The organism is Sorangium sp. So ce145, from assembly GCF_051525985.1.
Taxonomy (GTDB): domain Bacteria; phylum Myxococcota_A; class Polyangia; order Polyangiales; family Polyangiaceae; genus Sorangium; species Sorangium cellulosum_B.
The window spans coordinates 2,874,511-2,896,933 of sequence record NZ_CP150315.1 but is presented as its reverse complement, the minus strand read 5'-3'; the positions used below and the strand labels follow the sequence as shown (position 1 = coordinate 2,896,933).

Annotated in this window: 13 protein-coding genes; 8 read left to right on the top strand and 5 right to left on the bottom strand. The window is 71.0% G+C overall.

Features of this window, described 5'->3' with window-relative positions; all coding sequences use genetic code 11:
* The first annotated feature begins 50 nt into the window (after positions 1–50).
* The 5 genes from WMF34_RS11090 to WMF34_RS11070 all read left to right on the top strand — a co-directional run bounded on the left by WMF34_RS11090 (position 51) and on the right by WMF34_RS11070 (position 9,503).
* A complete protein-coding gene (locus WMF34_RS11090; protein ID WP_437993266.1) occupies positions 51–2,003 on the top strand; it encodes a multicopper oxidase family protein in 1,953 nt (650 codons plus the stop codon).
* Positions 2,004–2,077: 74 nt separating this feature from the next.
* A complete protein-coding gene (locus WMF34_RS11085) occupies positions 2,078–3,115 on the top strand; it encodes an SDR family oxidoreductase (protein ID WP_437994627.1) in 1,038 nt (345 codons plus the stop codon).
* 167 nt (positions 3,116–3,282) lie between these two features.
* The gene (locus tag WMF34_RS11080; RefSeq protein WP_437993265.1) at positions 3,283–5,070 is read left to right on the top strand and encodes a thiamine pyrophosphate-requiring protein; all 1,788 of its coding nucleotides are present in this window, start codon (positions 3,283–3,285) and stop codon (positions 5,068–5,070) included.
* A gap of 2 nt (positions 5,071–5,072) precedes the next feature.
* Entirely contained in the window at positions 5,073–6,179 is a 1,107-nt protein-coding gene (locus tag WMF34_RS11075) for an enolase C-terminal domain-like protein (RefSeq protein ID WP_437993264.1), read from the top strand.
* A gap of 9 nt (positions 6,180–6,188) precedes the next feature.
* Entirely contained in the window at positions 6,189–9,503 is a 3,315-nt protein-coding gene (locus WMF34_RS11070; RefSeq protein WP_012234752.1) for an FAD-binding and (Fe-S)-binding domain-containing protein, read from the top strand.
* 83 nt (positions 9,504–9,586) lie between these two features.
* On the opposite strand, the gene WMF34_RS11065 is transcribed toward WMF34_RS11070, so the two are convergent.
* Positions 9,587–10,153, bottom strand: coding sequence for a vitamin K epoxide reductase family protein (locus WMF34_RS11065; RefSeq protein ID WP_080598833.1), 567 nt, complete (start codon positions 10,151–10,153; stop codon positions 9,587–9,589).
* A 367-nt stretch (positions 10,154–10,520) separates the two neighbouring features.
* On the opposite strand from WMF34_RS11065, the gene WMF34_RS11060 reads away from it, so the two are divergent.
* Entirely contained in the window at positions 10,521–12,815 is a 2,295-nt protein-coding gene (locus WMF34_RS11060) for an amylo-alpha-1,6-glucosidase (RefSeq protein WP_437993263.1), read from the top strand.
* A 7-nt stretch (positions 12,816–12,822) separates the two neighbouring features.
* Here WMF34_RS11060 and WMF34_RS11055 read toward each other — a convergent pair whose 3' ends face one another.
* From WMF34_RS11055 to WMF34_RS11040, 4 genes are all read right to left on the bottom strand, one after another.
* The gene (locus WMF34_RS11055; RefSeq protein WP_437993262.1) at positions 12,823–15,339 is read right to left on the bottom strand and encodes a catalase; all 2,517 of its coding nucleotides are present in this window, start codon (positions 15,337–15,339) and stop codon (positions 12,823–12,825) included.
* A gap of 425 nt (positions 15,340–15,764) precedes the next feature.
* Positions 15,765–16,547 (bottom strand): hypothetical protein, encoded by a 783-nt coding sequence (locus WMF34_RS11050; RefSeq protein ID WP_437993261.1) that lies wholly within the window; start codon positions 16,545–16,547, stop codon positions 15,765–15,767.
* A gap of 96 nt (positions 16,548–16,643) precedes the next feature.
* On the bottom strand, positions 16,644–18,500 hold the full coding sequence (locus WMF34_RS11045; protein ID WP_437993260.1) for an eCIS core domain-containing protein: 1,857 nt from the start codon (positions 18,498–18,500) through the stop codon (positions 16,644–16,646).
* A 366-nt stretch (positions 18,501–18,866) separates the two neighbouring features.
* Positions 18,867–20,252, bottom strand: a complete 1,386-nt coding sequence (locus tag WMF34_RS11040) for an eCIS core domain-containing protein (RefSeq protein ID WP_437993259.1) — start codon at positions 20,250–20,252, stop codon at positions 18,867–18,869.
* A gap of 677 nt (positions 20,253–20,929) precedes the next feature.
* Here WMF34_RS11040 and WMF34_RS11035 point away from each other — a divergent pair.
* The gene (locus tag WMF34_RS11035; RefSeq protein WP_437993258.1) at positions 20,930–21,634 is read left to right on the top strand and encodes a hypothetical protein; all 705 of its coding nucleotides are present in this window, start codon (positions 20,930–20,932) and stop codon (positions 21,632–21,634) included.
* Between the two features lie 5 nt (positions 21,635–21,639).
* The gene (locus tag WMF34_RS11030) at positions 21,640–22,125 is read left to right on the top strand and encodes a hypothetical protein (protein WP_437993257.1); all 486 of its coding nucleotides are present in this window, start codon (positions 21,640–21,642) and stop codon (positions 22,123–22,125) included.
* Positions 22,126–22,423: the final 298 nt, after the last annotated feature.

The window sequence follows — 22,423 nt, the reverse complement described above, 5'->3', positions numbered from 1 at the left end:
ATCCACATGCGGCGCCGCTCGATAGTGTCGCGAAAGGAGGAGACAAGTTGATGGCACGAGACGATTCGCACGCGCTCACGCGCACAGGCTCGCTCGCGGCGCTGGCCCTCTCCCTCGCGGCGCCCGCGGGCTGCGGCGGAGGCGAGGAGACGAGCACGACGAGCACGACGCCGCAGACGACGTCCACGTACGAGGCCCCCCCCGAGCTCCAGCCGGGCGCGGATGGAGCGTACGAGCTGCGTTTCGGCCCGAGCGAGGTCGAGATCGACGGGCGCCGGTTCTGCCTCCGTGCGTACAACGGAATGACGAGCGGCCCCACGATCCGCATTCCGAAGGGCGAGGATCGCAAGGTCCACGTGACCCTGCACAACGACTTCACGAAGAGCGACTTCCGCGAGATCGCGAGCATGATGGGCCATGGCAACAGGTCGTGCCACGACTTCAACCTGACGAACTTGCACGGCCACGGCCTGCACGTGCAGCCCAACTTCGCGACGGACGATCCCGCGGACCCGTGCGTGGGGGACGGCTGCGCGCCCGAGGGGCGGTATTTCGGCGACCACGTGCTGCACGAGGTCGGGCCGGGCGAGAGCGCCCGGTACCGCTGGGACCTGGACGAGGACGGGATCCACCACGAGGGCACGGACTGGTACCACCCTCACATCCACGGCTCCACGGCCATTCAGGTCATGGATGGAGCCGCCGGGGCGCTCATCATCGAGGGCGCGCTCGACGAGCTGCCTGGCATCGCCAGGGCCAGAGAGCGGGTGATGGTCATGACGCAGGTGCCCATCGATCACCAGAACACGGTGCCCTTGAAGGAGGGAGAGGCCTGCACCGAGGACAACCTGTCGGTGACCGACTTCCTCGCTGTCGAGTCGCTCCGGGCCACGCTGATCAACGGCAAGCTCAGGCCGCGGCTCACGACGCCGCCCGGGCAGGTGGAGCGCTGGCGCATGGTCTACGCGGGAAGCCCGGACGAGATGGGGATGAAGCTCCACGTCGCGAAGGACGCTTCGTGCTCCGATTTCGACAAGGCGCCCATCGAGACGACGCAGATCGCGCGCGACGGGCTGACGCTCCCGCAGCTCTACAGGAGCGACACGGTGTGGGTCTCCCCCGGCTACCGCGCCGACGTGATGGTGAAGATGCCTGAAGGCAAGCAGACGCTCTGCCTCGTGGGCCGCCGGCCGAACGATCTCCTGGGGAGCGTGATCGCGATCGTCGACGTGGATCCGAGCGCGGGCGAGCCCACCGAGGTGAACCTGCCCGCCGAGGCGGACGTGGCCGCGCTCGCGCCGCCGACGTCGTGGACCGGCACGGTCGACGGGAAGGAGATGGAGGTGAGCTGCGATTCGGTCGAGGCCGTGCACCAGAAGGTGGTGCTCCTCGTGCCCACGCCGGGGAGCAAGCCGCCGGATCTCAGCAGCGATGTGGCGCTCATGTCCTGTGACCCGGGAGACCACCCGCACGAGGTCGATCCGGACGCGCCGGTGTGCATCTGCCCGGATCCGAACATCAGCTGCCGCAAGTTCGACGAGCGGCGCGCCCGCGGCTACCGGAGCGATCGGGTCATGACCGTCGGGAGCTCGGAGCGGTGGGAGATCCGCGCGTTCGACGGGCACCCTTTCCATATCCACATCAACCCGTTCCTCGTGTGCCCCAACGAATCGAACAAGGAGCCCAACTTCGCCCACTGGCGAGACACGATGTGGGTCCAGGTCGAGGACGGGCCGCGCGACGTGATCATGAACCCCCGGAGGTTCACGGGCCAGTTCGTGGCCCACTGCCACAAGCTGAACCACGAGGACGAAGGGATGATGGAGCTCGTGGAGATCTGCGACCCGGGAGATGAGGAGTGCCTGTGTCAGGGGACGGACGAGAGCGGCGCTTGCATCTCCCAGGCAGGGTGTCAGCCGGACGATCTCGCGTGCCAGTTCGCGAAGACGGCGACCGACGCGTACCCGGCGCCGCCGCCGGACCCGGAGCTGTGCGGGCCGTGAGCTCGCGCCGATGCGCCGCGCCGGGTGGCATTCACGTTGCCTGACGCCGTGGGCGAGGTGAGAGCACGATGGGAATGGACGGAGGCAGGCGGCCAGAGGTCGTGGTGATCACGGGGGCGTCGGCGGGCGTCGGGCGCGCCACGGTGAGGCGGTTCGCGCGCGAAGGCGCGCGCATCGGCCTCGTCGCGCGCGGGCTCGACGGGCTCGAGGGGGCGCGGCGCGAAGCAGAGGACGCCGGGGCGACCGCGCTCGTCCTGCCGACCGACGTCGCCGATTTCGCGCAGGTCGAGGCCGCGGCCGCGGCCGTCGAGGAGCGCTTCGGCCCGATCGACGCCTGGATCAACGTCGCGATGACGTCGGTCTTCTCGCCGGTGAAGGAGACGCGACCGGAGGAGTACGAGCGCGTCATGAAGGTCAACTACCTCGGCTATGTGCACGGGACGCTCGCGGCGCTCGCGCGGATGCTCCCCCGCGATCACGGGACGATCGTCCAGGCGAGCTCCGCGCTCGCTCACCGGAGCATCCCGCTCCAGTCGGCCTACTGCGCGTCCAAGCACGCGATCGTGGGCTTCACCGAGTCGCTGCGCAGCGAGCTGTTCCACGACAAGAGCCGCGTGCGCGTGAGCATGGTGCACCTACCGGCGATGAACACGCCGCAGTTCCTCTGGTCGAAGTCGCGCCTCCCCTACAAGCCACAGCCCGTCCCGCCGATCTTTCAGCCCGAGGTGGCCGCCGACGCGCTCTACTGGGCCGCGCACCACGACCGCCGCGACGTCATGGTCGGCTTCCCGACGGTCAAGGCGATCTGGGGAAACCGCGTGATCCCCGGGCTGCTCGATCGATGGCTCGCCCGGGTCGGGTACACGCGGCAGCTGACCGACGAGCCCGCCGATCCCGATCGCCCCGACGACCTGTGGGCGCCCGTGCAGGGCGATTTCGGCGCCCACGGCCCGTTCGACCGGCGCTCGAAGCCCTCGAGCCCGGAGCTCTGGCTCGACCTGCATCGCGGGTCGCTCGGCGCCTTCGCGCTGTGCGCGGCGGCCGTGGTCGGGTTCGGCGCGCGCAGGGCCGCCGCGCGGCGCGCGAGCCCATGGCGGCGCCTCCTCACGTAAGCCCTCACGTGAGCGACGCGCCGCCCTGCCTGCCCGCGCCCTGCCCGCGCGCCTAGCGCACGCTCGCACGCGCAGCCGCGGCACGCAGCGCGCGGCGCGGCGAGGCGGCACGTTTGTCGCACGCCGCGCCGGGTCGAGCTCACGTACGAGCTCGCAGTGAGGGAATCATGGCCCAGACCGTCGGCGAGTTCCTGCTGAGACGCCTCGTCGCGTGGGGTGTCCGGCGCGTCTATGCCTATCCGGGCGACGGCATCAACGGGATCGTCGGGGCGTTCCACCGCGTTCCGGACCTCCGTTTCATCCAGGTGCGGCACGAGGAGATGGCCGCGTTCATGGCGTGCGCCCACGCGAAGTTCACCGGCGAGGTCGGCGTGTGCCTGGCGACCTCGGGGCCCGGCGCGATCCACCTCCTGAACGGGCTCTACGACGCGAAGCTCGACCATCAACCGGTCGTGGCCATCGTCGGCCAGCAGGACCGCGCCGCGCTCGGCGGGCACTACCAGCAGGAGGTCGACCTCGTGACGCTCTTCAAGGATGTCGCGCACGAATACGTGCAGATGGCGTCCTCTCCCGCGCAGATGCGGCACCTCATCGACCGCGCGATGCGCATCGCCAAAGCGGAGCGCACCGTCACGTGCGTCATCGTCCCGAAGGACGTGCAGGAGCTCGACGCCGTCGAGCAGCCCCCGCACGCGCACGGGACCGTGCACTCCGGCATCGGCTACTCGTCGCCGCGCGTCGTGCCGAAGGAGGAGGACCTGCGGCGCGCGGCCGACGTGCTCAACGCCGGCAAGCGGGTCGCGATGCTGATCGGCCAGGGCGCGCTCGGGGCCGCGCCGGAGATCGTGCGCGCCGCCGAGATCCTCGGGTGCGGCGTCGCGAAGGCGCTGCTCGGCAAGGCGGCGCTCCCCGACGACCTGCCCTGGGTCACCGGCGCGATCGGCCTGCTCGGCACCAAGCCGAGCTGGGAGATGATGGCCAACTGCGACACGCTCTTCATGGTCGGCTCGAACTTCCCCTACCCGGAGTTCCTGCCGGAGGAAGGGAAGGCGCGCGGCGTCCAGATCGACATCGACGGCCGGATGCTCGGCCTGCGCTACCCGATGGAGGTCAACCTGATCGGCGACTGCGCCGAGACGCTGCGGGCGCTCATCCCCTACCTCAAGCTCAAGACGGACCGCTCGTGGCGGCGCAGGCTCGAGGAGAGCGTCGCCGACTGGTGGAAGGTGCTCGAGGCGCGGGCGATGAACGACGCCGATCCGCTGAACCCGCAGCGGGTCTACTGGGACCTGTCGCCGCGGCTGCCCGACGGCTGCATCCTGACCGCCGACTCCGGCTCCTCGGCGAACTGGTACGCGCGCGACATCAAGATCCGGGCGGGGATGATGGCCTCGCTCTCGGGGACGCTGGCGACGATGGGACCCGCGATGCCGTACGCGGTCGCGGCGAAGTTCGCCTTCCCCGACCGCCCGGTCGTCGCGATGGTCGGCGACGGCGCGATGCAGATGAACGGCATCAACACGCTCATCACCGTCGCGAAGTACTGGCGCGAGTGGAAGGACCCGCGCCTCGTCGTGCTGGTGCTCAACAACCGCGACCTGAACCAGGTCACCTGGGAGCTGCGCGCCATGAGCGGCGACCCCAAGCTCGAGGCGTCCCAGACGCTGCCGGACTTCCCGTACGCGGCCTACGCCGAGGCGCTCGGGCTGCGCGGCGTGCGGATCGACCGCCCGGACCAGGTCGCGCGCACCTGGGACGAGGCTTTCCGGGTCGACCGGCCGGTCGTGGTGGAGGCGATCACCGACCCGGAGGTCCCGCCGCTGCCGCCGCACATCACCCTGAAGCAGGCCGAGATGCTCACGTCGGCGCTGCTCCGGGGCGACCCGGGCGGGCGCGGGATCGTCCGCCAGGCGTACCGCGACATGATCGAGAGCTGGATCCCGCACCGGGGCTGACGATGGCCGAAGAGAAGCAGCGCGCGTCGGTCCCGATCGAGCGCATCGAGGTGGCCGCGTACACCGTCCCGACCGACCGCCCGGAGTCGGACGGCACGCTCGCGTGGCGCGAGACGACGCTGGTCGTCGTGCACGCGTCGGCCGGGGGCGAGCGCGGGCTCGGCTACACGTACGCCGACGTCGCGACGGCGCGGCTCGTGGCCGACCGGCTCGCCGGCGTCGTGCGCGGGCGCGACGCGATGGCGGTCCCTGGCGCGTGGGCCGCGATGGTGAGCAGCGTCCGCAACCTCGGCCGGCCGGGGATCGCGCAGATGGCGATCGCCGCCGTCGACGCGGCGCTGTGGGACCTGAAGGCCCGCCTGCTCGCGCTCCCGCTCGCGACGCTGCTCGGCACGGCGCGCGACCGCGCGCCCATCTACGGCAGCGGCGGGTTCACCTCGTACACAGAGGCCGAGCTCGCGGAGCAGCTCGGCGGCTGGGTCTCCGTGGGGATCCCGCGCGTGAAGATGAAGGTGGGGCGCGACCCCGACGCAGATCTCGCGCGCGTGCGCGCCGCGCGCCGCGCCATCGGCCCGGACGCCGCCCTGTTCGTCGACGCCAACGGCGCCTACTCCCGCAAGCAGGCGCTCGCCTTCGCCGAGCGGTTCGCCGGCGAGGGCGTGCGCTGGTTCGAGGAGCCCGTGACCTCGGACGATCTCGACGGGCTGCGGCTCCTGCGCGACCGGGCGCCCGCCGGCATGGACATCGCGGCGGGCGAGTACGGCTACGACCTCGTCTATTTCCGCCGCATGCTGGACGCCGGCGCCGTCGACGTCCTGCAGGCGGACGCGAGCCGCTGCGGCATCACCGGCTTCCTCGCCGCGGCGGCGCTGTGCGAGGCGCGCTCGCTCGACCTGTCGTGCCACTGCGCCCCCTCGCTGCACCTGCACCCCGCGTGCGCGGTGCAGCGGCTCGCGCACATCGAGTTCTTTCACGACCACGTCCGCATCGAGCGGATGCTCTTCGAGGGCGCGGCGGCGCCCGCGGGCGGCGCGCTCGCCCCGGACCTCGGTCGCTCCGGCATGGGGATCTCGCTCCGGCGCGCCGACGCCGAGCGCTTCGCGGTGTGAGGAGAGATCATGCAGCACGTCGAACAGGAACAGAGGCAGGAGCGAGAGAAGGCCCCGGCGGAGGGCAGGCCGGCCGAGGCCGTCCAGCGCGAGATCGATCGCGGCGTGATCCGCTTCCCCGGCGAGCGGCGCGTGCGGCTCGCGCCCGCGGCCGACCCCGAGGTGGAGGCGCTCGCGGACGAGCTCTCGCGCACGGTCGAAGGCGAGGTGCGATTCACCGCGGGCGACCGGGCGCTCTACGCGACCGACGGGTCGAACTACCGGCAGCTGCCCATCGGCGTCGTCGTGCCGCGCCACAAGGACGACGTGATCGCCGCCGTCGCCGCGTGCCGCCGGCACGGCGCGCCCATCCTCGCGCGCGGGGGCGGCACGAGCCTCGCCGGGCAGACGTGCAACGTCGCGGTCGTGCTCGACTTCTCGAAGTACATGCGCGGCGTCCTCGAGCTCGACCCCGCGAGCAGGCGCGCCAGGGTGCTGCCGGGCACGGTGCTCGACACCCTGCGCAACGCCGCGAACGAGCTCGACCTGACCTTCGCGCCGGATCCGTCGACCCACGAGTACTGCACGCTCGGCGGGATGATCGGCAACAACTCGTGCGGCGTGCACTCGGTGCTCGGCGGGCGCACCGCCGACAACGTGCACGAGCTCGAGGTGCTGACGTACGACGGCCTGCGGCTGCGGGTGGGGCCGACGAGCGAGGAAGAGATCGAGGCCATCGTCCGCGCGGGCGGGCGGCGCGGGAGCATCTACGCCGAGCTGCGCGCCATCCGCGACCGGTACGCCGATCTCATCCGCGCCCGCTACCCGCGGATCCCGCGCCGCGTGTCGGGCTACAACCTCGACGAGCTCTTGCCGGAGAACGGCTTCCACGTGGCGCGCGCCCTGGTCGGCACCGAGGGGACGTGCGTCACGGTGCTCGAGGCCACCCTGCGCCTCGTGGGCTGGCCCAGGTTCCGGTCGCTCCTCGTGATCGGCTACCCGGACGTGTTCTCCAGCGGCGACCATGTCCCCGAGGTGATGCGCTGCGGGCCGATCGCCCTCGAGGGGATCGACCACCGGCTCATCGAGGACATGCGCAAGAAGGGGCTGCACGAGCGCTACCTGCGCTACCTCCCGGAGGGCCGCGGCTTCCTGCTGGCCGAGTTCGGGGGCGACACCCGGGACGAGGCCGACGCGCGGGCGCGCGACGCCATGCAGGCCCTCGGGCGCGGGGCGAACCCGCCGTCGATGAAGCTGTACGACGACCCCGACCAGGAGCAGGCGCTCTGGGAGGTGCGCAAATCCGGCCTCGGCGCGACCGCGCGCGTCCCGGGCGAGCCCGACACGTGGCCCGGCTGGGAGGACTCGGCCGTGCACCCCGACAACCTGGGAGGGTACCTCCGCGACCTGCGCGCGCTGTTCGATCGCCACGGCTACCAGCCCGCGCTCTACGGCCACTTCGGGCAGGCCTGCGTGCACTGCCGCGTGGACTTCGACGTGACGACGCCCGAGGGCATCCGCAACTGGACCCGCTTCCTCGACGAGGCGACCGATCTCGTGGTCCGCTACGGCGGCTCGTTCTCCGGGGAGCACGGCGACGGCCAGGCGCGCGCGCAGTTCCTGCCGAAGATGTACGGCGAGGAGCTCATCGCCGCGTTCCGCCGCTTCAAGGCGGCGTGGGATCCTTCGTTCCGCATGAACCCGGGCAAGGTCGTCGACCCGTACCGCGTCGACGAGAACCTCCGCCTCGGCGCCGACTTCCGCCCCGCCGCCGTGGAGACGCACTTCCGCTTCCCGGACGACGACGGCGACTTCACGCGCGCGACCCTGCGCTGCGTGGGCGTGGGCAAGTGCCGGCGCCACGACGGGGGCACGATGTGCCCGAGCTACATGGTGACGCACGAAGAGGAGCACGCGACGCGCGGGCGGGCGCGCCTGCTCTTCGAGATGCTGGAGGGGGGCGAGCTCCGGGGCTTCCGCGACGACTCGGTGAAGGAGTCGCTCGACCTGTGCCTGGCTTGCAAGGGGTGCAAGGGCGAGTGCCCGGTCCACGTCGACATGGCCACCTACAAGGCGGAGTTCCTGTCCCATTACTACGCGCGACGGCTGCGGCCGCGCGCCGCCTACACGATGGGGCTCATCCACTGGTGGGCCCGCCTCGGGCAGCTCGTGCCGGGGCTCGCGAACCTCGTGACGCAGACGCCCGCGCTCGCGGCGGTGGCGAAGAAGATCGCGGGCATCGCGCCCGAGCGGAGCATCCCGCCGTTCGCGCGGACGTCGTTCAGACAGTGGTTCCAGGGGCGGCCGCGGCGCAACGCCGGCGGACCGCAGGTCGTGCTCTGGCCGGACACGTTCAACGACCACTTCTTCCCGGAGACCGCGATCGCCGCGACCGAGGTGCTCGAGTGGGCGGGCTACGAGGTGATCGTCCCGGAGCAGAAGGTCTGCTGCGGCCGGCCCCTCTACGACTTCGGCTTCCTGAAGACGGCCAAGCGCCTGCTGCGGGACGTGATGGGCGCGCTGCGCGACCCGATCGAGCGGGGCGTGCCGGTGGTCGGCCTCGAGCCGAGCTGCGTCTCGGTCTTCCGCGACGAGCTCCACGGGCTCTTCCCCGACGACGCCCTGGCGACGAAGCTCCGGGAGCAGACGCACATGTTCGGCGACTTCCTGAAGGGGGCGGCGGGGGGAGATCCCGGCCGTCCCTCGCCCGGCGGGCGCGGGCTGCCGCGCCTCGATCGGCGCGCGGTGGTGCACGGCCACTGCCATCACAAGGCGATCCTCGAGATGGACGCCGAGCGCGACGTGCTCCACGGCATGGGCCTCGACGTCGAGCTCCTCGACTCGGGCTGTTGCGGCATGGCAGGCGCGTTCGGCTTCGAGGAGGGCGCCAAGTACGAAGTCTCGATCCGGTGCGGCGAGCGCGTGCTCCTGCCCGCGGTCCGGTCGGCGCCGGCGGACGCGCTGATCGTGGCCGACGGCTTCAGCTGCCGCGAGCAGATCAAGCAGACGACCGACAGGCAGGCGCTGCACGTCGCCCAGGTCGTGCGCATGGCGGCGCTGCACGGCCCCGAGGGGCCGGCGGGCGACTACCCCGAGCGCGCCTACCTGCCCGGACCCGCGGACGTCTACGTGACGCCGCGGACGACGGTGGCGGCGCTCGCCGCGGCGCCGGCGGGCGCGGCGCTCCTCTGGGCGGGCGGTCGCCGGCTCGCGGCCGAGCGGCGGCGGGCGCGGCGGCGCGAACGGTGGCTCCCGGCGGCGGGCGTCGCGGCCGCGGCGCTCGCGGCGGTGGGGCTGCTCGGGCGGCTCGCGCGGCGCCGCGGAGCGCGATCGCCGGCGCTGTGATGAAGGCTGAGCCTCGAGCCCGCGCGCGCCGAGGAACCCCGGCGCGGCGGGCTCCGGCGGCCGGGCCGCCCTGCGCTGCCCTGTCACGACCGCGATCGCGCGTTCCGGAGCGCCCTCCACCCCTCCGGGAGCGAGAGCGCGAAGATGGCCATGTTGGCCGTCAGGGCGACGAGGCAGTACGCGCACCAGGCCCTCTCCCGTCTCCGCATCTGGACGAAGAGCCACCCGGACACGGCCGCTTCGACGGCCGCCTTGGCCGCCACCGCGACGGGGATCCCGGGCGTGTCCCTGGCGCGCTCGGCGCCTCCCCAGCCGGCCAGCGCCAGGTTGGAGGCGAAGCTGGTGAGCGAGAGCGGCGCGTCCGGCAGCGTGAGCCCGAACGCGATATCGGAGCTCGTGACCTTGTCCGAGTCGAACCCTGGGAGCGGAGGATCGGGCAAGTGCTCGATGATCCCGAGCTGAAACAGCGAGACGACCGCCATGCTGGCGCCGCCCGCGAGGGAGGCGACGGCGATGAGACGGCGCCTGGCGAGATCGCTCGATCGGCCGCGCCGGAGCGCGGCGCGAAGCGCGCCGGCGCCGGGCAGGCGCGGCGCCCGCCGCCGCCTCGCTCGCCGAGCATTGCCCGATGCGCCCTGGTCTTTCCTCATGAGCTTACCCCCTCTCGAGCGCGCATCTGCATGCGCCCGGCCCCGAGCGCCGCACGACACGCCCAGCGCCAAGGCAACTCGACAATTCGACAATTCGATAATTCGACAATTCGATAATTCGACAATTCGACAATTCGACAACTTGCAACCTGTGTACCTCGCGGCGAAGGACAACATCTGCACGGTTTACCCGGAGGGTTCTTCCTGGACGCCTGGCCACGGAGGTCAGGAGCGCGCGCCGGCAGGGGCGTGCGGGGCGCTGGCGCTCGCGCCGGGACGCGCGCTGACCACCGAGGGCGGCGGGCGGAGGCACGACAATCGCAACGAATTGCAAAGGGATCGCGAGCAATCGCGAAAGGGGGCTGGGATGGGAGCTCATGAGTCGACTCGCCATGCAGAACCGGGCAGCGAGCGCCGGCCGCGGTCGGACGCCGGGACGGGCGAGCGTTCACCGAGCGAACGGCAGGAGCGCAAGAAGAAGGTGCTCACCCAGGGCACCTCCTCGATGGCGCAGAGCATCGCGGATGCGATCGTCCTGAAGCAGGGCGGCGTCTTCCTGGTCACCGAGCAGAGCGGCGCGATCCCCCTGCGTGGCGAGCACGGCTTTGGCCTCTACTACCATGATTGCCGGTTCCTGAACGGCTATACCGTCGAGCTGGACGGCGTCCGGCCCGAGGTGCTCGCCTCGACCGCGGAAGCCGACCATGCAGGCGTCTTCCGGCTCGCGAACCCCCGGATCCTGATGCGCGAAGGGCACATCATGTCCGAGCACGACGTCGGCCTCCGGTGGGAGCGGGTCATCGACGCCGACGCGACCGCGGTCCACGAGAACATCACTGTCCACAACTATGCTCGTTCGGCGGTCGACCTCGAGGTGAAGCTGACCTTCCGCGCCGAGTTCGAGGACGTTTACGCGGTCCGCGGCCTCATGCCCGAGGCGCTGGGGAAGCACCACGCCCCCGCGGCGAGCGACGAGGAGCTGCGCTTCTCGTACGATGGGGCCGACGGCCTCCAGCGCGCCGTGACCATCCGCTGGGGCTGCCGGCCGGACGCGATCGAGGGCACCTCCGCGCTCTTCCGTGTCCGGCTGCCGCCCGGGCACAGCCAGCCGATCTCCCTCGTGATCTCGCTCTCGGAGTCCTCGGGCGGGACGCCCGCCGATCGGCCCGCGCCCTCGTGCTCGGGGGCGGACGTCGCAGCGGCGAAGCGGCGGGGAGAGGAGCGCCTCGCCGCGCAGGTGCAGCAGAGGGCCCACGTCGAGACGGACAGCCTGCTCGTCAATCGCGTCCTCGCGCGGTCGTTCGCCGACCTGCTCCTCCTGCGGACCCCGCTCGATCACGACACGTTCTTCGCCGCCGGCGTGCCGTGGTTCACGGCCCTCTTCGGCCGCGACAGCCTGATCACGGCGCTCGAGGTGCTGCCTTACCAGCAGACCGTCGCCGTCGATACGCTGCGGCTGCTCGCGAGGTTCCAGGCGCGCGAGCGGGATCCGTGGCGCGACGAGCAGCCGGGCAAGATCCTGCACGAGCTCCGGGTCGGCGAGCTCGCGCGGGTCGGCGAGATCCCCGAGACACCGTATTACGGGAGCGTCGACACGACCGCCCTGTTCCTGATCCTCATGGCGCGGCACGCGGCGTGGACAGGTCGACTCGACGTCTTCCACGAGCTCAGGGAGAACGTCGACGCGGCGCTCGGGTGGCTGTCGAGCCCCGAGGCTCACCCGGAGATCAACGGCTACCTGGCTTACGACTCGACCTCGAAATCGGGTCTCGTCAACCAGGGATGGAAGGACTCCGGCGACGGGATCGTCAATGAAGAGGGGCAGATCGCGGAGCCGCCGATCGCGCTCGTCGAGGTGCAGGCCTATGTGTACCTCGCCAAGTCGGAGCTGGCCGAATTGTTCGAGCGCGCGGGCGAGGCGGAGACGGCCGCGCGGCTCCGGCGCGAGGCCGCAGACCTGAAGGAGCGCTTCGACCGGGATTTCTGGCTCCCGGAGCGAGGGGTGTATGCGCTGGCGCTCGTGGCCGGCGGCCACCGCGCCGCGGTGTGCTCGTCCAACGCCGGACACGCGCTGTGGGCGGGCATCGCCGACCCGTCCAGGGCGCGGACATGCGCGGAGCGCCTGCTGTCGGAGAGCATGTATTCGGGCTGGGGCATCCGCACGCTCGCGGCGGACGAGAAGGCCTACAATCCGATGTCGTATCACCGCGGGACCGTGTGGCCCCACGACAACGCGCTGATCGCCGCCGGGCTGCGCCGCTACGGCCTCGACCGCGAGGCACGCACCGTGTTCGGCGGCATCGTGAGGGCCGCCATGCATTATCGAATGTACCGGCTGCCAGAGCTCTTCTGCGGCTTCCCGCGCGCCGAGCACGGCGCTCCGGTCCGCTACCCCGTCGCGTGCCACCCGCAGGCGTGGGCCGCCGGGGCCGTCCCGTACATGCTCGCCTCGCTCCTCGGGCTCGAGCCCGAGGGCTTCGAGCGGCGCCTGCGCGTCGTTCGCCCGATCCTGCCCCGGCTCGTTCGCCGCGCCACGGTGCGCGGGCTGGCCGTGGCGGACGGCCGCGTCGATCTGGAGTTCCGGAGGAGGCGGGGGGACGCTGTCGAGGTCGACGTGCTGCGGGTCGAGGGCGACGTCGACGTCGTTGTCGAGGAGCGCTGAGCCGGGGTCACACCGCCGGCGGCTCGGTCTGGCGTTGCCACGCGCGGTGCATGGCGATCGCCTTGACGAACGCCGGCGCCGCAGCACCCACGGCGTCGTCTGGCAGGACGAGCAGGCCCGGGTCGGCGCCCGCGGCCGCCTTCACGCCGGCGGCCTCGGCGAGCGGCGCGGCCGACGCTGGCACGAGCAGCGGCTTGCAGTGGCGGTACTGGAGCTGGACGAACTCGACCGCCAGCCCGTCGCGCGTCAGCGCCGCGGCGCCCTTGCCGGGCAGCAGCGCCGCTGCGTCGAAGAGGACGCTCGGGGCCGCCTCGATCGTGACCTCGACCGGCAGCTCGTCGCCCTCGGCGGTGCGCACCACCCCGAGGCGCGCGCCGACGTAGCGGGGCACCGCGCCCGCCAGCAGCAGCGCCTCGTAGAGCGCGCCCGCCTCCGCCCCGCTCACGCCGTCGGCGACGACGAGCGCGACGCGGCGGCCGAGGATGCGCCCATCGCCGGGCCGGGCGAACAGCGACAGGGCCGGCGACACCGCGACCTCCGGGTCCTTGACGGGCGGCGCCACCATCGAGAGCGGCTCGGGCAGCGGCATGCCGAGGTCGGCCGCGACCTGCGCCGCCAGCCCCTCGTCGACGTTCCGCAGCATCCGGACCATGCGCTCGCGGATGGCCTGCGTCTGCACGCGCGTCAGCTCGAAGCGGAAGGCGCGCGCGATGTGCTGGCGCTCGACGGGCGTCTGGCTCGCCCAGAAGAGGCGCGCCTGCGTGTAATGGTCCGCGAACTTCTCGGGCTTCGCGCGCAGCTTGCTCGGCTCGGTCGCGGCCTGCTGCGCCAGGAGCCGCTCGGCGACCGAGGCGAAGCCGCGCGCGCCGGCCTGGAAGGGACAGCCGCCGGCGAGCGAGTTGGGCTCATAGTTCACGCGACCGCGGTTGATCGCCTGGCGGTGGAACCCGTCCCGCTGGTTGTTGTGCACCTCGGCGACCGGCGCGTTGATCGGGATCTCGTGGAAGTTCGGCCCGCCGAGGCGCGTGAGCTGCGTGTCGAGGTACGAGAAATTGCGCCCCTGGAGCAGCGGGTCGTTCGTGAAGTCGATGCCGGGAACGATGTGCTGCGTGCAGAACGCGACCTGCTCCGTCTCGGCGAAGAAGTTGTCGGGGTTGCGGTTCAAGACGAGGCGGCCGACGGTGCGCAGGGGCGCGAGCTCCTCCGGCACGATCTTGGTCGCGTCGAGCACGTCGAAGCTCCACCGCTCGGCCTCGGCCTCCGTGAACGTCTGGATCTGCAAGAGGTACTCGGGGAACGCGCCGCCCTCGATGGCCTCCCAGAGATCGCGGCGGTGGAAGTCGGGGTCGGCGCCCGCGATCTTCACCGCCTCGTCCCAGTCGAGCGAGTGCGTGCCGAGCACGGGTGTCCAGTGGAACTTCACCAGCGTCGCCTCGCCGGCCGCGTTGACGAGCCGGAAGGTGTGCACGCCGAAGCCCTGCATCGTCCGGAAGCTTCGCGGGATCGCCCGGTCGCTCATCTGCCACATGACCATGTGCATCGACTCGGGCATGAGCGAGATGAAGTCCCAGAAGGTGTCGTGCGCGCTCGACGCCTGCGGCATCTGGTGGTGCGGCTCGGGTTTGACGGCGTGCACCACGTCCGGGAACTTCATCGCGTCCTGGATGAAGAAGACAGGGATGTTGTTGCCGACCAGATCCCAGTTGCCCTCTTCGGTGTAGAACTTCACGGCGAAGCCGCGCACGTCGCGCACCGTATCGGCGCTGCCGCGCTCGCCCGCCACCGTCGAGAAGCGCACGAAGACCGGCGTCCGCTTGCCGACCTTGGCGAAGGGCGCGGCCTTGGTGAGCGAGGTGATGTCCTCGGTGCACTCGAAGTACCCGTGCGCGCCCGAGCCGCGCGCGTGCACCACGCGCTCGGGGATGCGCTCGTGATCGAAGTGCGTGATCTTCTCGCGCAGGATGAAGTCCTCGAGCAGCGTCGGGCCGCGCAGCCCCGCGCGCAGCGAGTTCTGATTGTCCCCGACGGGCACGCCCTGGTTCGTCGTCAGCGCACGACCGAGCGAGTCGACCCGATGCTTCTGCAGAGGCCCCTGGTTCGGATTCTCGCCCGGCGCCGCCTTGGCGCCGTTCTTCTCGGACTCGTTGCTCTCGGTGATCGTGCTCGCGGTCGCGTCGAGGTTCTCGGGCTTCGCCGTGGCACCTTGCGGCGGCTGTGGCATTTTGCCGCGTAGCGCGTACTCGGCGCCTTTGTTCACGTTCTCGGGGATCGCGGCGACGAGCGCTTCCGTGGCGTCGATCTTCGCGTCGAGGCGGTCGGCTGCCGCGATATTGCGGACCGCGGCGTCCTCGCTGCTCGTCCCGCTGCCGAGCGCGGTCGCCGCGCGCTCGAGGAGGCTGCGTTTCGGCCGTGCCGCCCGCGGCTTCGCCGACGGGCCGCCCATCGATTGTTTCGCGCTGCCCGCGCCCTTCTCGGTCTGCGCCGGCTCTCTGGACGGCTTCGCGGGGTCTTTGCGTTCGGTCATGAGATGTCCTCCGGGGAGCCGGGGTTTCAGCAAGGGGCGCACCAACACGCGAGCTTCAGGCAAGCGCGGTCGACCGACGCGCGGCCGAGCCCGCTGCGGCGCATCGGTCGGCCCGCCGCGTCTTGGCAGGGCGTCGGCCGCGGCCGGGCGATCCCTTCACTTCCTCTTCAACCACCATCTCTATCCGATCTCGTGATCTTTGCCTTCCAGCCCATCTTCTCCGACGTGTTGACATCCATCAGCTCGAGCTTGCGAGGCGCACCATCGGGCTTGCGAAGCCTGAACCTCAGGTTCGACTCATGAGGATCCTGGTACGGAGGCTCGCTCCTCTCCGTGTCATACGGCGGACCGGGTCCCTCGGGCGGGGGGGGACGCTGGTCACCAGCGGGCGAGGGGTTCGACGTTTGCGGCGGGATGGGTCGAGCTCACCTGCGACCCGCCGCCCTGCTGATGCGCGCCGAGCGCTCGCGCAGGGCCGCCGCGTCGCCGGAGCGGCCCTGCTTATCGCGGAGATCCGCGAGGGCGAGGAGGTCGCGTGCGTCGTCGAGGCTCGGCCGGCGGCCGAGCGTCCTGGAGAGTTGCAGCCGCCGCTCCATGGCCGAGGCAGCCTCTGCGACGCGGCCTTGCTGCGCGTAGATGGCGTGGAGCTCGCCGAGGAGCGGCTGGAGCTCGATGGCCTCGGGGCGCGGCCGTGACTCCTCGGCGGCCATAGCGCATTGGAAGCGGACCGCCGCTTCGTCGAGGTCGTTCCGTTCGAGGGCGAGCCGCGCGAGGCATACGAGCACGTCGCGGAGGGGACGCGGATCCTCGGTCCGTCGTTCGGCGACGGCGAGGGCGGCCAGGAGCTCGCGCTCCGCCTCGTCGAACCGACCGACGCGCTGGAGCCAGCCCGCGAGCGGAAGGCGGACGTAGGGGCTCCTTGGGTGATCCGAGCCCCAGACGCTCTCGCGGAGCTGGGCGGCCACCCGGTGCGCCTCTTCGGCCATGGGGCTGGAGTCCGCCGCGTCGGCGCAGGCGATCAGCGCCCCGGCCACGCTGAGGCGCGCGTCCTCGGGGGCGCCCACCAGCGCGGCGCGCGCGCCCGCGATCGCCTCGGCGGCCTGGCCCTCGTCCCACAGCATTCGAACCGTCGCTTCGTCCATCACGCAGCTTAACACGACGACGCAAACGTCGTTTGCGCGCCGCGCCGTCGCGTTCGCCTGATCCAAGGTGGCCCCGCGATCGCTCGCTTCGCGAGCGATTCACCGCGCGCCCGTCTCGCGATCACCCCGGCGCGGCCGGCGCGAGGATCTGCGCCGGCTCTGTCAGGCGAGGGCGGGGATGAGCGGGATCAGGCGGCTGAGGAGGCCGGCGATCGCCGCGCCGATTTCCGCGAGCGTCGCCCCCGCGGCGATCACCGCGGCGACCTCCCACAGGACGATCGCCGCGACGACGATCCCCACCACGATCGCGAGTCCGCGCAGGACGTCGAGCAAGGCCCGACCGAGCTCGCTCAGCAGCTCGCGCGCGAGCGCCAAGGCGACCGCCTTCACCGCGGCCGGGAGCGCGTCGGCGAGGATCTGCCCGAATCGGCGCCGGAGCTCGCGGAGCACGTCGGCCGCGGTGATCGCGGCCCCCGCGGCGGCCGCAGCGCAGAGCGCGTTCAAGCTCGTCTGGAGCCACTGCCGCAGCGCCTGCCTGGCTCGGGTCCTCAACTCCCCGATCACCCGGTCCTTGAACTGGCGCACGACGATGCGAATCTGGCGATCGAGCGCGCCCTGCAGGCGGCTCTCGACCAGGTCGGCGAGCTGCTCGACGGGCAGCCAATCGAGGACGAACGAGCCCGTGGCGCCGAGCGCTCGCTGGACGATCTCCCGCGTGCGGGGGTCGCGGAGCGCGAGCACGATCGCCTGTCGGATCGGCATGGTCTGGATCGCCCGGTCCAGCCGCGGGTTCACCGTGTCTTCGAAATAGCGATCGAGCGCGCCCTCGGCGCGCCCGAGCAGGCCGTCGATGAAGCGGTTCGTGCCCGGCACGTCGGTGCCGCACGCGTAGATATCCGGGTCCTGGTTGCCGATGGCCTTGAAGGAGACCAGCCCGTCCCTGCACCACGCGATGGAGACTGGCACGCTGCCGATCCGCGCCGGCGAAGTGATGGGCAGGCGGTTCATCGGCATCATGCGGACGTCGCTCACCGTGACGCCGGCGTGCCCCCGGGCTTGCCATCGATTGGTGAGGAAGGGCAGGTTTTGCTTGCCCTTCTCGACGTAGTTCAGCGCCTGGGCCTCGGCGTCGGTGATCAGGTCCCACTGCCCTCGCTTGATCTCGAGCACCTCCATGACGCTGCCCTGCATCAGGGCGATATCGGCGGAGCCTCTGCCGGCGCGGCCGCCGATCTGCTGGCTGCGTACCGTCCCGCGGCGGCGGTCTTCGTCGCGCCAGGCCGAGAAGCTGCCGGCGGGGATCGGGAACTCGCGCTCGGACGGCCCGAGGCTGCGCATCGGTACGGCGAGGTTGGCCTGCACGTCGCTCTCGGCGACGAACTCCCGCTCGGCGGCGTCGAGGATGTAACGGCACGGCGCGAAGCGCTGGAGGGCTGGCTCGCTCACTCCACGGATGTTCACGGAGCGACCGGCCATCGCGGCGTCCGCGGCGGCGTCGGCCTCGCGCTCGAGCGCGCCGCCGGCCGGCCCCACCGCGGGCCGCCGCGCGGGGCGGCCGCGTTCCCCGCGCTGCTGGACCGTGTGGGCGAGCTCGTGCGCGATCAGCCACTGGCCAGCCCGGCTCCGCGGGGCGTATTGCCCGGCGCCGAAGACGATGTGCGCGCCCGACGTAAAGGCGAGCGCGTCGATGCCCCCAGCGGCGGCGTCCGCGCGGGCGTCGGTATGGACGCGAACCGCTGAAAAGTCGTGGCCGAAGGCGGCCTCCATGCGCCCGCGTACTCCCGGGTCGAGGGGCTCGCCGGGCTCCGCGAGGACGTCGCCCACGATCGGCGGGGCCGCCGTGGAGCGGTCCGTCGCGGCGGCATATCGCTGCACGGGGGCGCCGGCGCTCGCTTCGTCCTCGTCTTCGCATTTCACGCACTTGCGCTGGATCAGGCCCGGGGGCGCGGCATCCGCGCCGGCGGTCGCGCGGATACGGTTGAAATCGAAGCCGAGCCGCGACGCCTTCGTGGGCCTCACTTCATCGTACGTCGACACGTCTGCCCGCGACGAACCGGCAAACCTCGATTCGACGGCCGGAGCGCGCAGACCTGCCGGAGCTGCTCTGGTCACGAGCGAGGGCGTCGCTTGCGTGCTTCGCGTGAAGATCGCCACGGGGCTTCCTTTCGCGAAGCGAGTAGACGCTCACCCGTCCGCCGCTGTCAAGCTCGTGCCGGCCCGGCGCGCTCAGCGATGCTTGGGCTCACGCCGGATCACAGGCGTCTTCCAGCTTGTGATCCCCCCGCATTCGGATGCGCGACGGGCACATCATGTCCCAGCACGAGGTCGGCCTGCGGTGGGCGCGGGTCGACCGCGCGGGACCGCTGAGCAAGCCGCGGCGACGCGTCACGGCGGGCCTTCGAGCGCAGGCTTGGCTGGCCGCGTCTTCGGCCCCATGGTGCTCGGATCGAGCGTCCACTTGAGGAGCTGGTTCATCATGGAATCCAGCGTGTCTTCGAGCGTGCGAGGCTCCGAGATGCCGGCGAGCTCCGCCCGGGCCTTGGTCTCCGCCGTCGTGGAGAGCGCTTTTCCGGTCTTGCCGCCGGCGAGGTTGTTCAAGAGCTCGAGCAGCTCCGCCGCTGGCGCCTTCACGGCCGGATCGAGCCTCGTGAACTTGTCGATCGCGCTCCTCAGGCCCTTCCGGTCGGTCAGCCATGCGGCGCGCGCGCTCGCGAAGAATTCGTCGGCGTCGTCCCATGGATGTTCGCTGGTGAACGTCTTCGACCATTGTGACGGATCGACCATCCAGAGCCCGGCGGGATGGCTCGCCTTCCTCACGCCACCCGAGCTCGGGCGCTCCTCGTCCTCCACGTCCTTCGTCGCGGCGAGTCGAAGGTAGAGATCGACGATCTTGGGAGCGGCGGCGGCCGGCGCCTTGCCGGATTTCATGTAGTAGAGGAACACCGCGTGGCTCGCCTCGTGCACCGCCGTCTCGAGATCGACATGGGTCATGTCGAGCAGGAGCAGCGGCTTCTTCTGGTAATACACGAGCCGGCTCGTCGTGTTGGTGATCGCGCAGCCGGCGATTTTGAACGCCGGATCCGTGATCAAGGCGTTCGCGTCCTCGATGACCTTGACGATCCCGGGCAAGACGGCCCGGTCCACCTTCGCATCGACGCCTTCGCCGAGCATGATCTTGAGGTCCCCCATCTTGAAGTGCGCGATGGAGTAGTCGCCCCAGGTCTTTGTCGACTCGAGCGCAGGCAGCTTGTCCTCGGGCCTGCATTGCAGCGCCCCGAAGGGCGCTTCGCCGGACGCCTGCTGCGTCACGTGCGCGAGCTCGTGCGCCAGGAGCTCCTTGCCCGCGGTCGTGCCGGGCGCCCAGCGGCCGGCGCCGAACACCACGTGGTCGCCGACGGTGTACGCGGCCGCGCCGAGCGAACGAGCGGAGGCCGCGGCGCGCTCGTCCGCGTGGATGCGCACCCGGCTGAACTCGAATCCGAAGCGCGGCTCCATGAACGAGCGCGTCGCGTCGTCGAGCGGACGGCCCGCCGACCCGACCTCGGCGACGACGTCCGGCGACGCTCCGTGAGCGGCGCCCCGCGCCGCGCCCTCCTCCGCGCCCGTCCGCGGCGAGCTCGTCGCGAACGACCCGGCGCTCGCCGCGAACGGCCCGTCCGTGGCCAGCACCCGTTCGGCGGCGTGGTCCGCCTTGCGCTCCAGCGCGGCGAGCGGCGCGGAGGTGCGGCTCTGGGCCGGAGCCTGACGTTGCCGTTCCGCGAGCCTGCGCATGCCGTTCCGTGGATCGATGACAGCCGATGGTGAGGAGCTGTGAGATCGTAGCGCGCAATCGGACCCGCAGGACATGGGAATTTATCGGGGTACGCGGACCGGCAGCACCGGCTCCTCATCGGCTCCGAGGTTCCGCGCCTGCCCCTCACCTGCCCCGAACCTTGCGCGAACCTCGTCGATCGCGGGTGGCCCTTGCTCTGGCGCTGCCTCGACCGCAAGAGGGGTTCTCCGGAAGCTGCTCATGTCGAGTGACACTGGAAAGACGACATCGCCGCGTTCGGTCGGCACATTGAGTGATCGGTAACGAAAGGGCTCCCGCAGAGGACACGGCAGACGAACGCGCAGGCGGCGCGGACGCTGCGCGCGGGAAGCGCGCAGGCGCATCCACTGGGGCACCGACGAGGCCGCGCGCCACCGATTGGCCGTGGACTGTGGACGGACCAGCGGTGCCGTCGGTGGTACCGCGTGTGCCCCCGCTCCGCGCGCGGCGGGTCTCTCCCTTTACATCTCAGCGAAGGGACGGTACTGTTTTGGAAACCCAAGCGGAGATGGCGATGCGCACCTTTGCCCAGAGGTCGAAGTCGACTCCAACGGTGACAGCTCACCCCAGGGCTGCGCGCAGCGCGTGCTGCGCGGATCATCGGGCGACCGGAACGTCGCTCACCCAGGGAGTCACCGTGGCGCCTCGAACCGCACGTTTCGGCTGGGATTTTAGCAAGATGTCGATAGTTCCGCCCGTTCCTGCGCCCGGCGAGCGGACGACGGGCAGCGACACCCGGTCGCTTCATGATGGCTCTGGCCAGCCGGCAAGCAGGACGGACCTGGGCGGCATGCCGGGCGCGCTCGGCGAAAAGGACGGAGACGATCAAGATATCGGCGGTGGGTTTGGCTCGCTCGTCGGGCCGCCGCAGTTCACGGTATCGGCCTCGACGACCACGGGGCCGACCTTTGGAAGTTGTCGCGCCTTCGACTGGATCGAGGATTGGTCGACGACCGGGCGCAACGGCTTTATCGTCCAGGAGATTACGAATACCGGCAGCATCACACGCTGTGATGGCACGAGCATGACGCCGCCGAACACGCCGCATTATTGGGAGGCGTGGCCGGTGGACGCGGCCGGCGTGGTTGGCGATGGCGGGGCTGATCTCTGGCACCGCGCGACAAGACCGGGGACCCGAGGCAGGTGGAGCATGACAGGGAACGTTGGGTTCGTCGGAGCGCTGGATCCCGCCGCTGGGTTCTCGCGCACTGGTGTTCCCGACGCCAACGGATTGCTATCGACCAGGACTGACCCGACGAACCTGTATATCAGCACGCTGACTCGTCGCAAGTCAGGCGAGTGGAATTGCTGCGATGGCAACAACTTTCACCGAGGGACATGAGAGGGATGAATCGCCGACTGATGCTCGTGGCGCTGGGACTTGCAGCGGTCGGCGGAGCGGTGCTCATTATCGTGAACGCGACGAAGGACAAATCCGCCGACGCCTTGGTGGTGATCGCGAACGATGCGACGAGGGGGGCATCGGAGCGCCGTGTCGCGGTGTTCGAGCTGTTCAAGCGCCATGTGCGCGCTGGCTCGACCGTCGCCGACGTCGCCCGCTTGTTGAAGCGACCGACCTGGTTGCGCGACGAGGACGTGCATTTGGTGGAGGACGTGGGCGGCCGTCCCCCACCCGTTGTGCTGAACGCGAACGATACGGTCTTCGCGCTCGACATATTGCCTGGGGCAGCGCCCGTTCACGACTTGTGGACGGTGTACCTGAGGATTTCTGGACACGTAGATCGCAATCTCTTCTCCAAGGTGGTGCGCGGTGAAGCCGATCCGACCGCCATTCCCGGCGCCAGCGTCCTCGAGGTCGGCTTTCTGCGATAGTTGCGTAGTACTACAGTTGTACTTGCGGCAGCCGAGCGCCACGGCCTCGGTAGTGGCAGCTGCGCGCCATGCGCCGGACAGCGCTCACGAGGACCTCACCGACATCGCGCGTCTGCAAATGACCTAACTCGTTCCACACGAGGCCGTCGCCGCAAGTCGGCGAAGCTGGACTCGCGCGTGACGGTCAGGCCGTGAACGGCGCAGGCCAAGCCCGACTCGTTCTATCGGTTGGAGATCTCGTCGAGGTGTCGCCCGGCCGTTTCGAGGCCGGCCGGATCCGGGTGCCGAGCGGGCGAAC

What these genes read in the sequence shown, in the direction of transcription:
- WMF34_RS11040 (WP_437993259.1), bottom strand. Translation starts at nt 20,252, where the DNA reads ATGCGCAGGCTCGCGGAACGGCAACGTCAGGCTCCGGCCCAGAGCCGC.
- WMF34_RS11085 (WP_437994627.1), top strand. Translation starts at nt 2,078, where the DNA reads ATGGACGGAGGCAGGCGGCCAGAGGTCGTGGTGATCACGGGGGCGTCG.
- WMF34_RS11060 (WP_437993263.1), top strand. Translation starts at nt 10,521, where the DNA reads ATGGGAGCTCATGAGTCGACTCGCCATGCAGAACCGGGCAGCGAGCGC.
- WMF34_RS11090 (WP_437993266.1), top strand. Translation starts at nt 51, where the DNA reads ATGGCACGAGACGATTCGCACGCGCTCACGCGCACAGGCTCGCTCGCG.
- WMF34_RS11030 (WP_437993257.1), top strand. Translation starts at nt 21,640, where the DNA reads ATGAATCGCCGACTGATGCTCGTGGCGCTGGGACTTGCAGCGGTCGGC.
- WMF34_RS11065 (WP_080598833.1), bottom strand. Translation starts at nt 10,153, where the DNA reads ATGAGGAAAGACCAGGGCGCATCGGGCAATGCTCGGCGAGCGAGGCGG.
- WMF34_RS11070 (WP_012234752.1), top strand. Translation starts at nt 6,189, where the DNA reads ATGCAGCACGTCGAACAGGAACAGAGGCAGGAGCGAGAGAAGGCCCCG.
- WMF34_RS11075 (WP_437993264.1), top strand. Translation starts at nt 5,073, where the DNA reads ATGGCCGAAGAGAAGCAGCGCGCGTCGGTCCCGATCGAGCGCATCGAG.
- WMF34_RS11055 (WP_437993262.1), bottom strand. Translation starts at nt 15,339, where the DNA reads ATGACCGAACGCAAAGACCCCGCGAAGCCGTCCAGAGAGCCGGCGCAG.
- WMF34_RS11080 (WP_437993265.1), top strand. Translation starts at nt 3,283, where the DNA reads ATGGCCCAGACCGTCGGCGAGTTCCTGCTGAGACGCCTCGTCGCGTGG.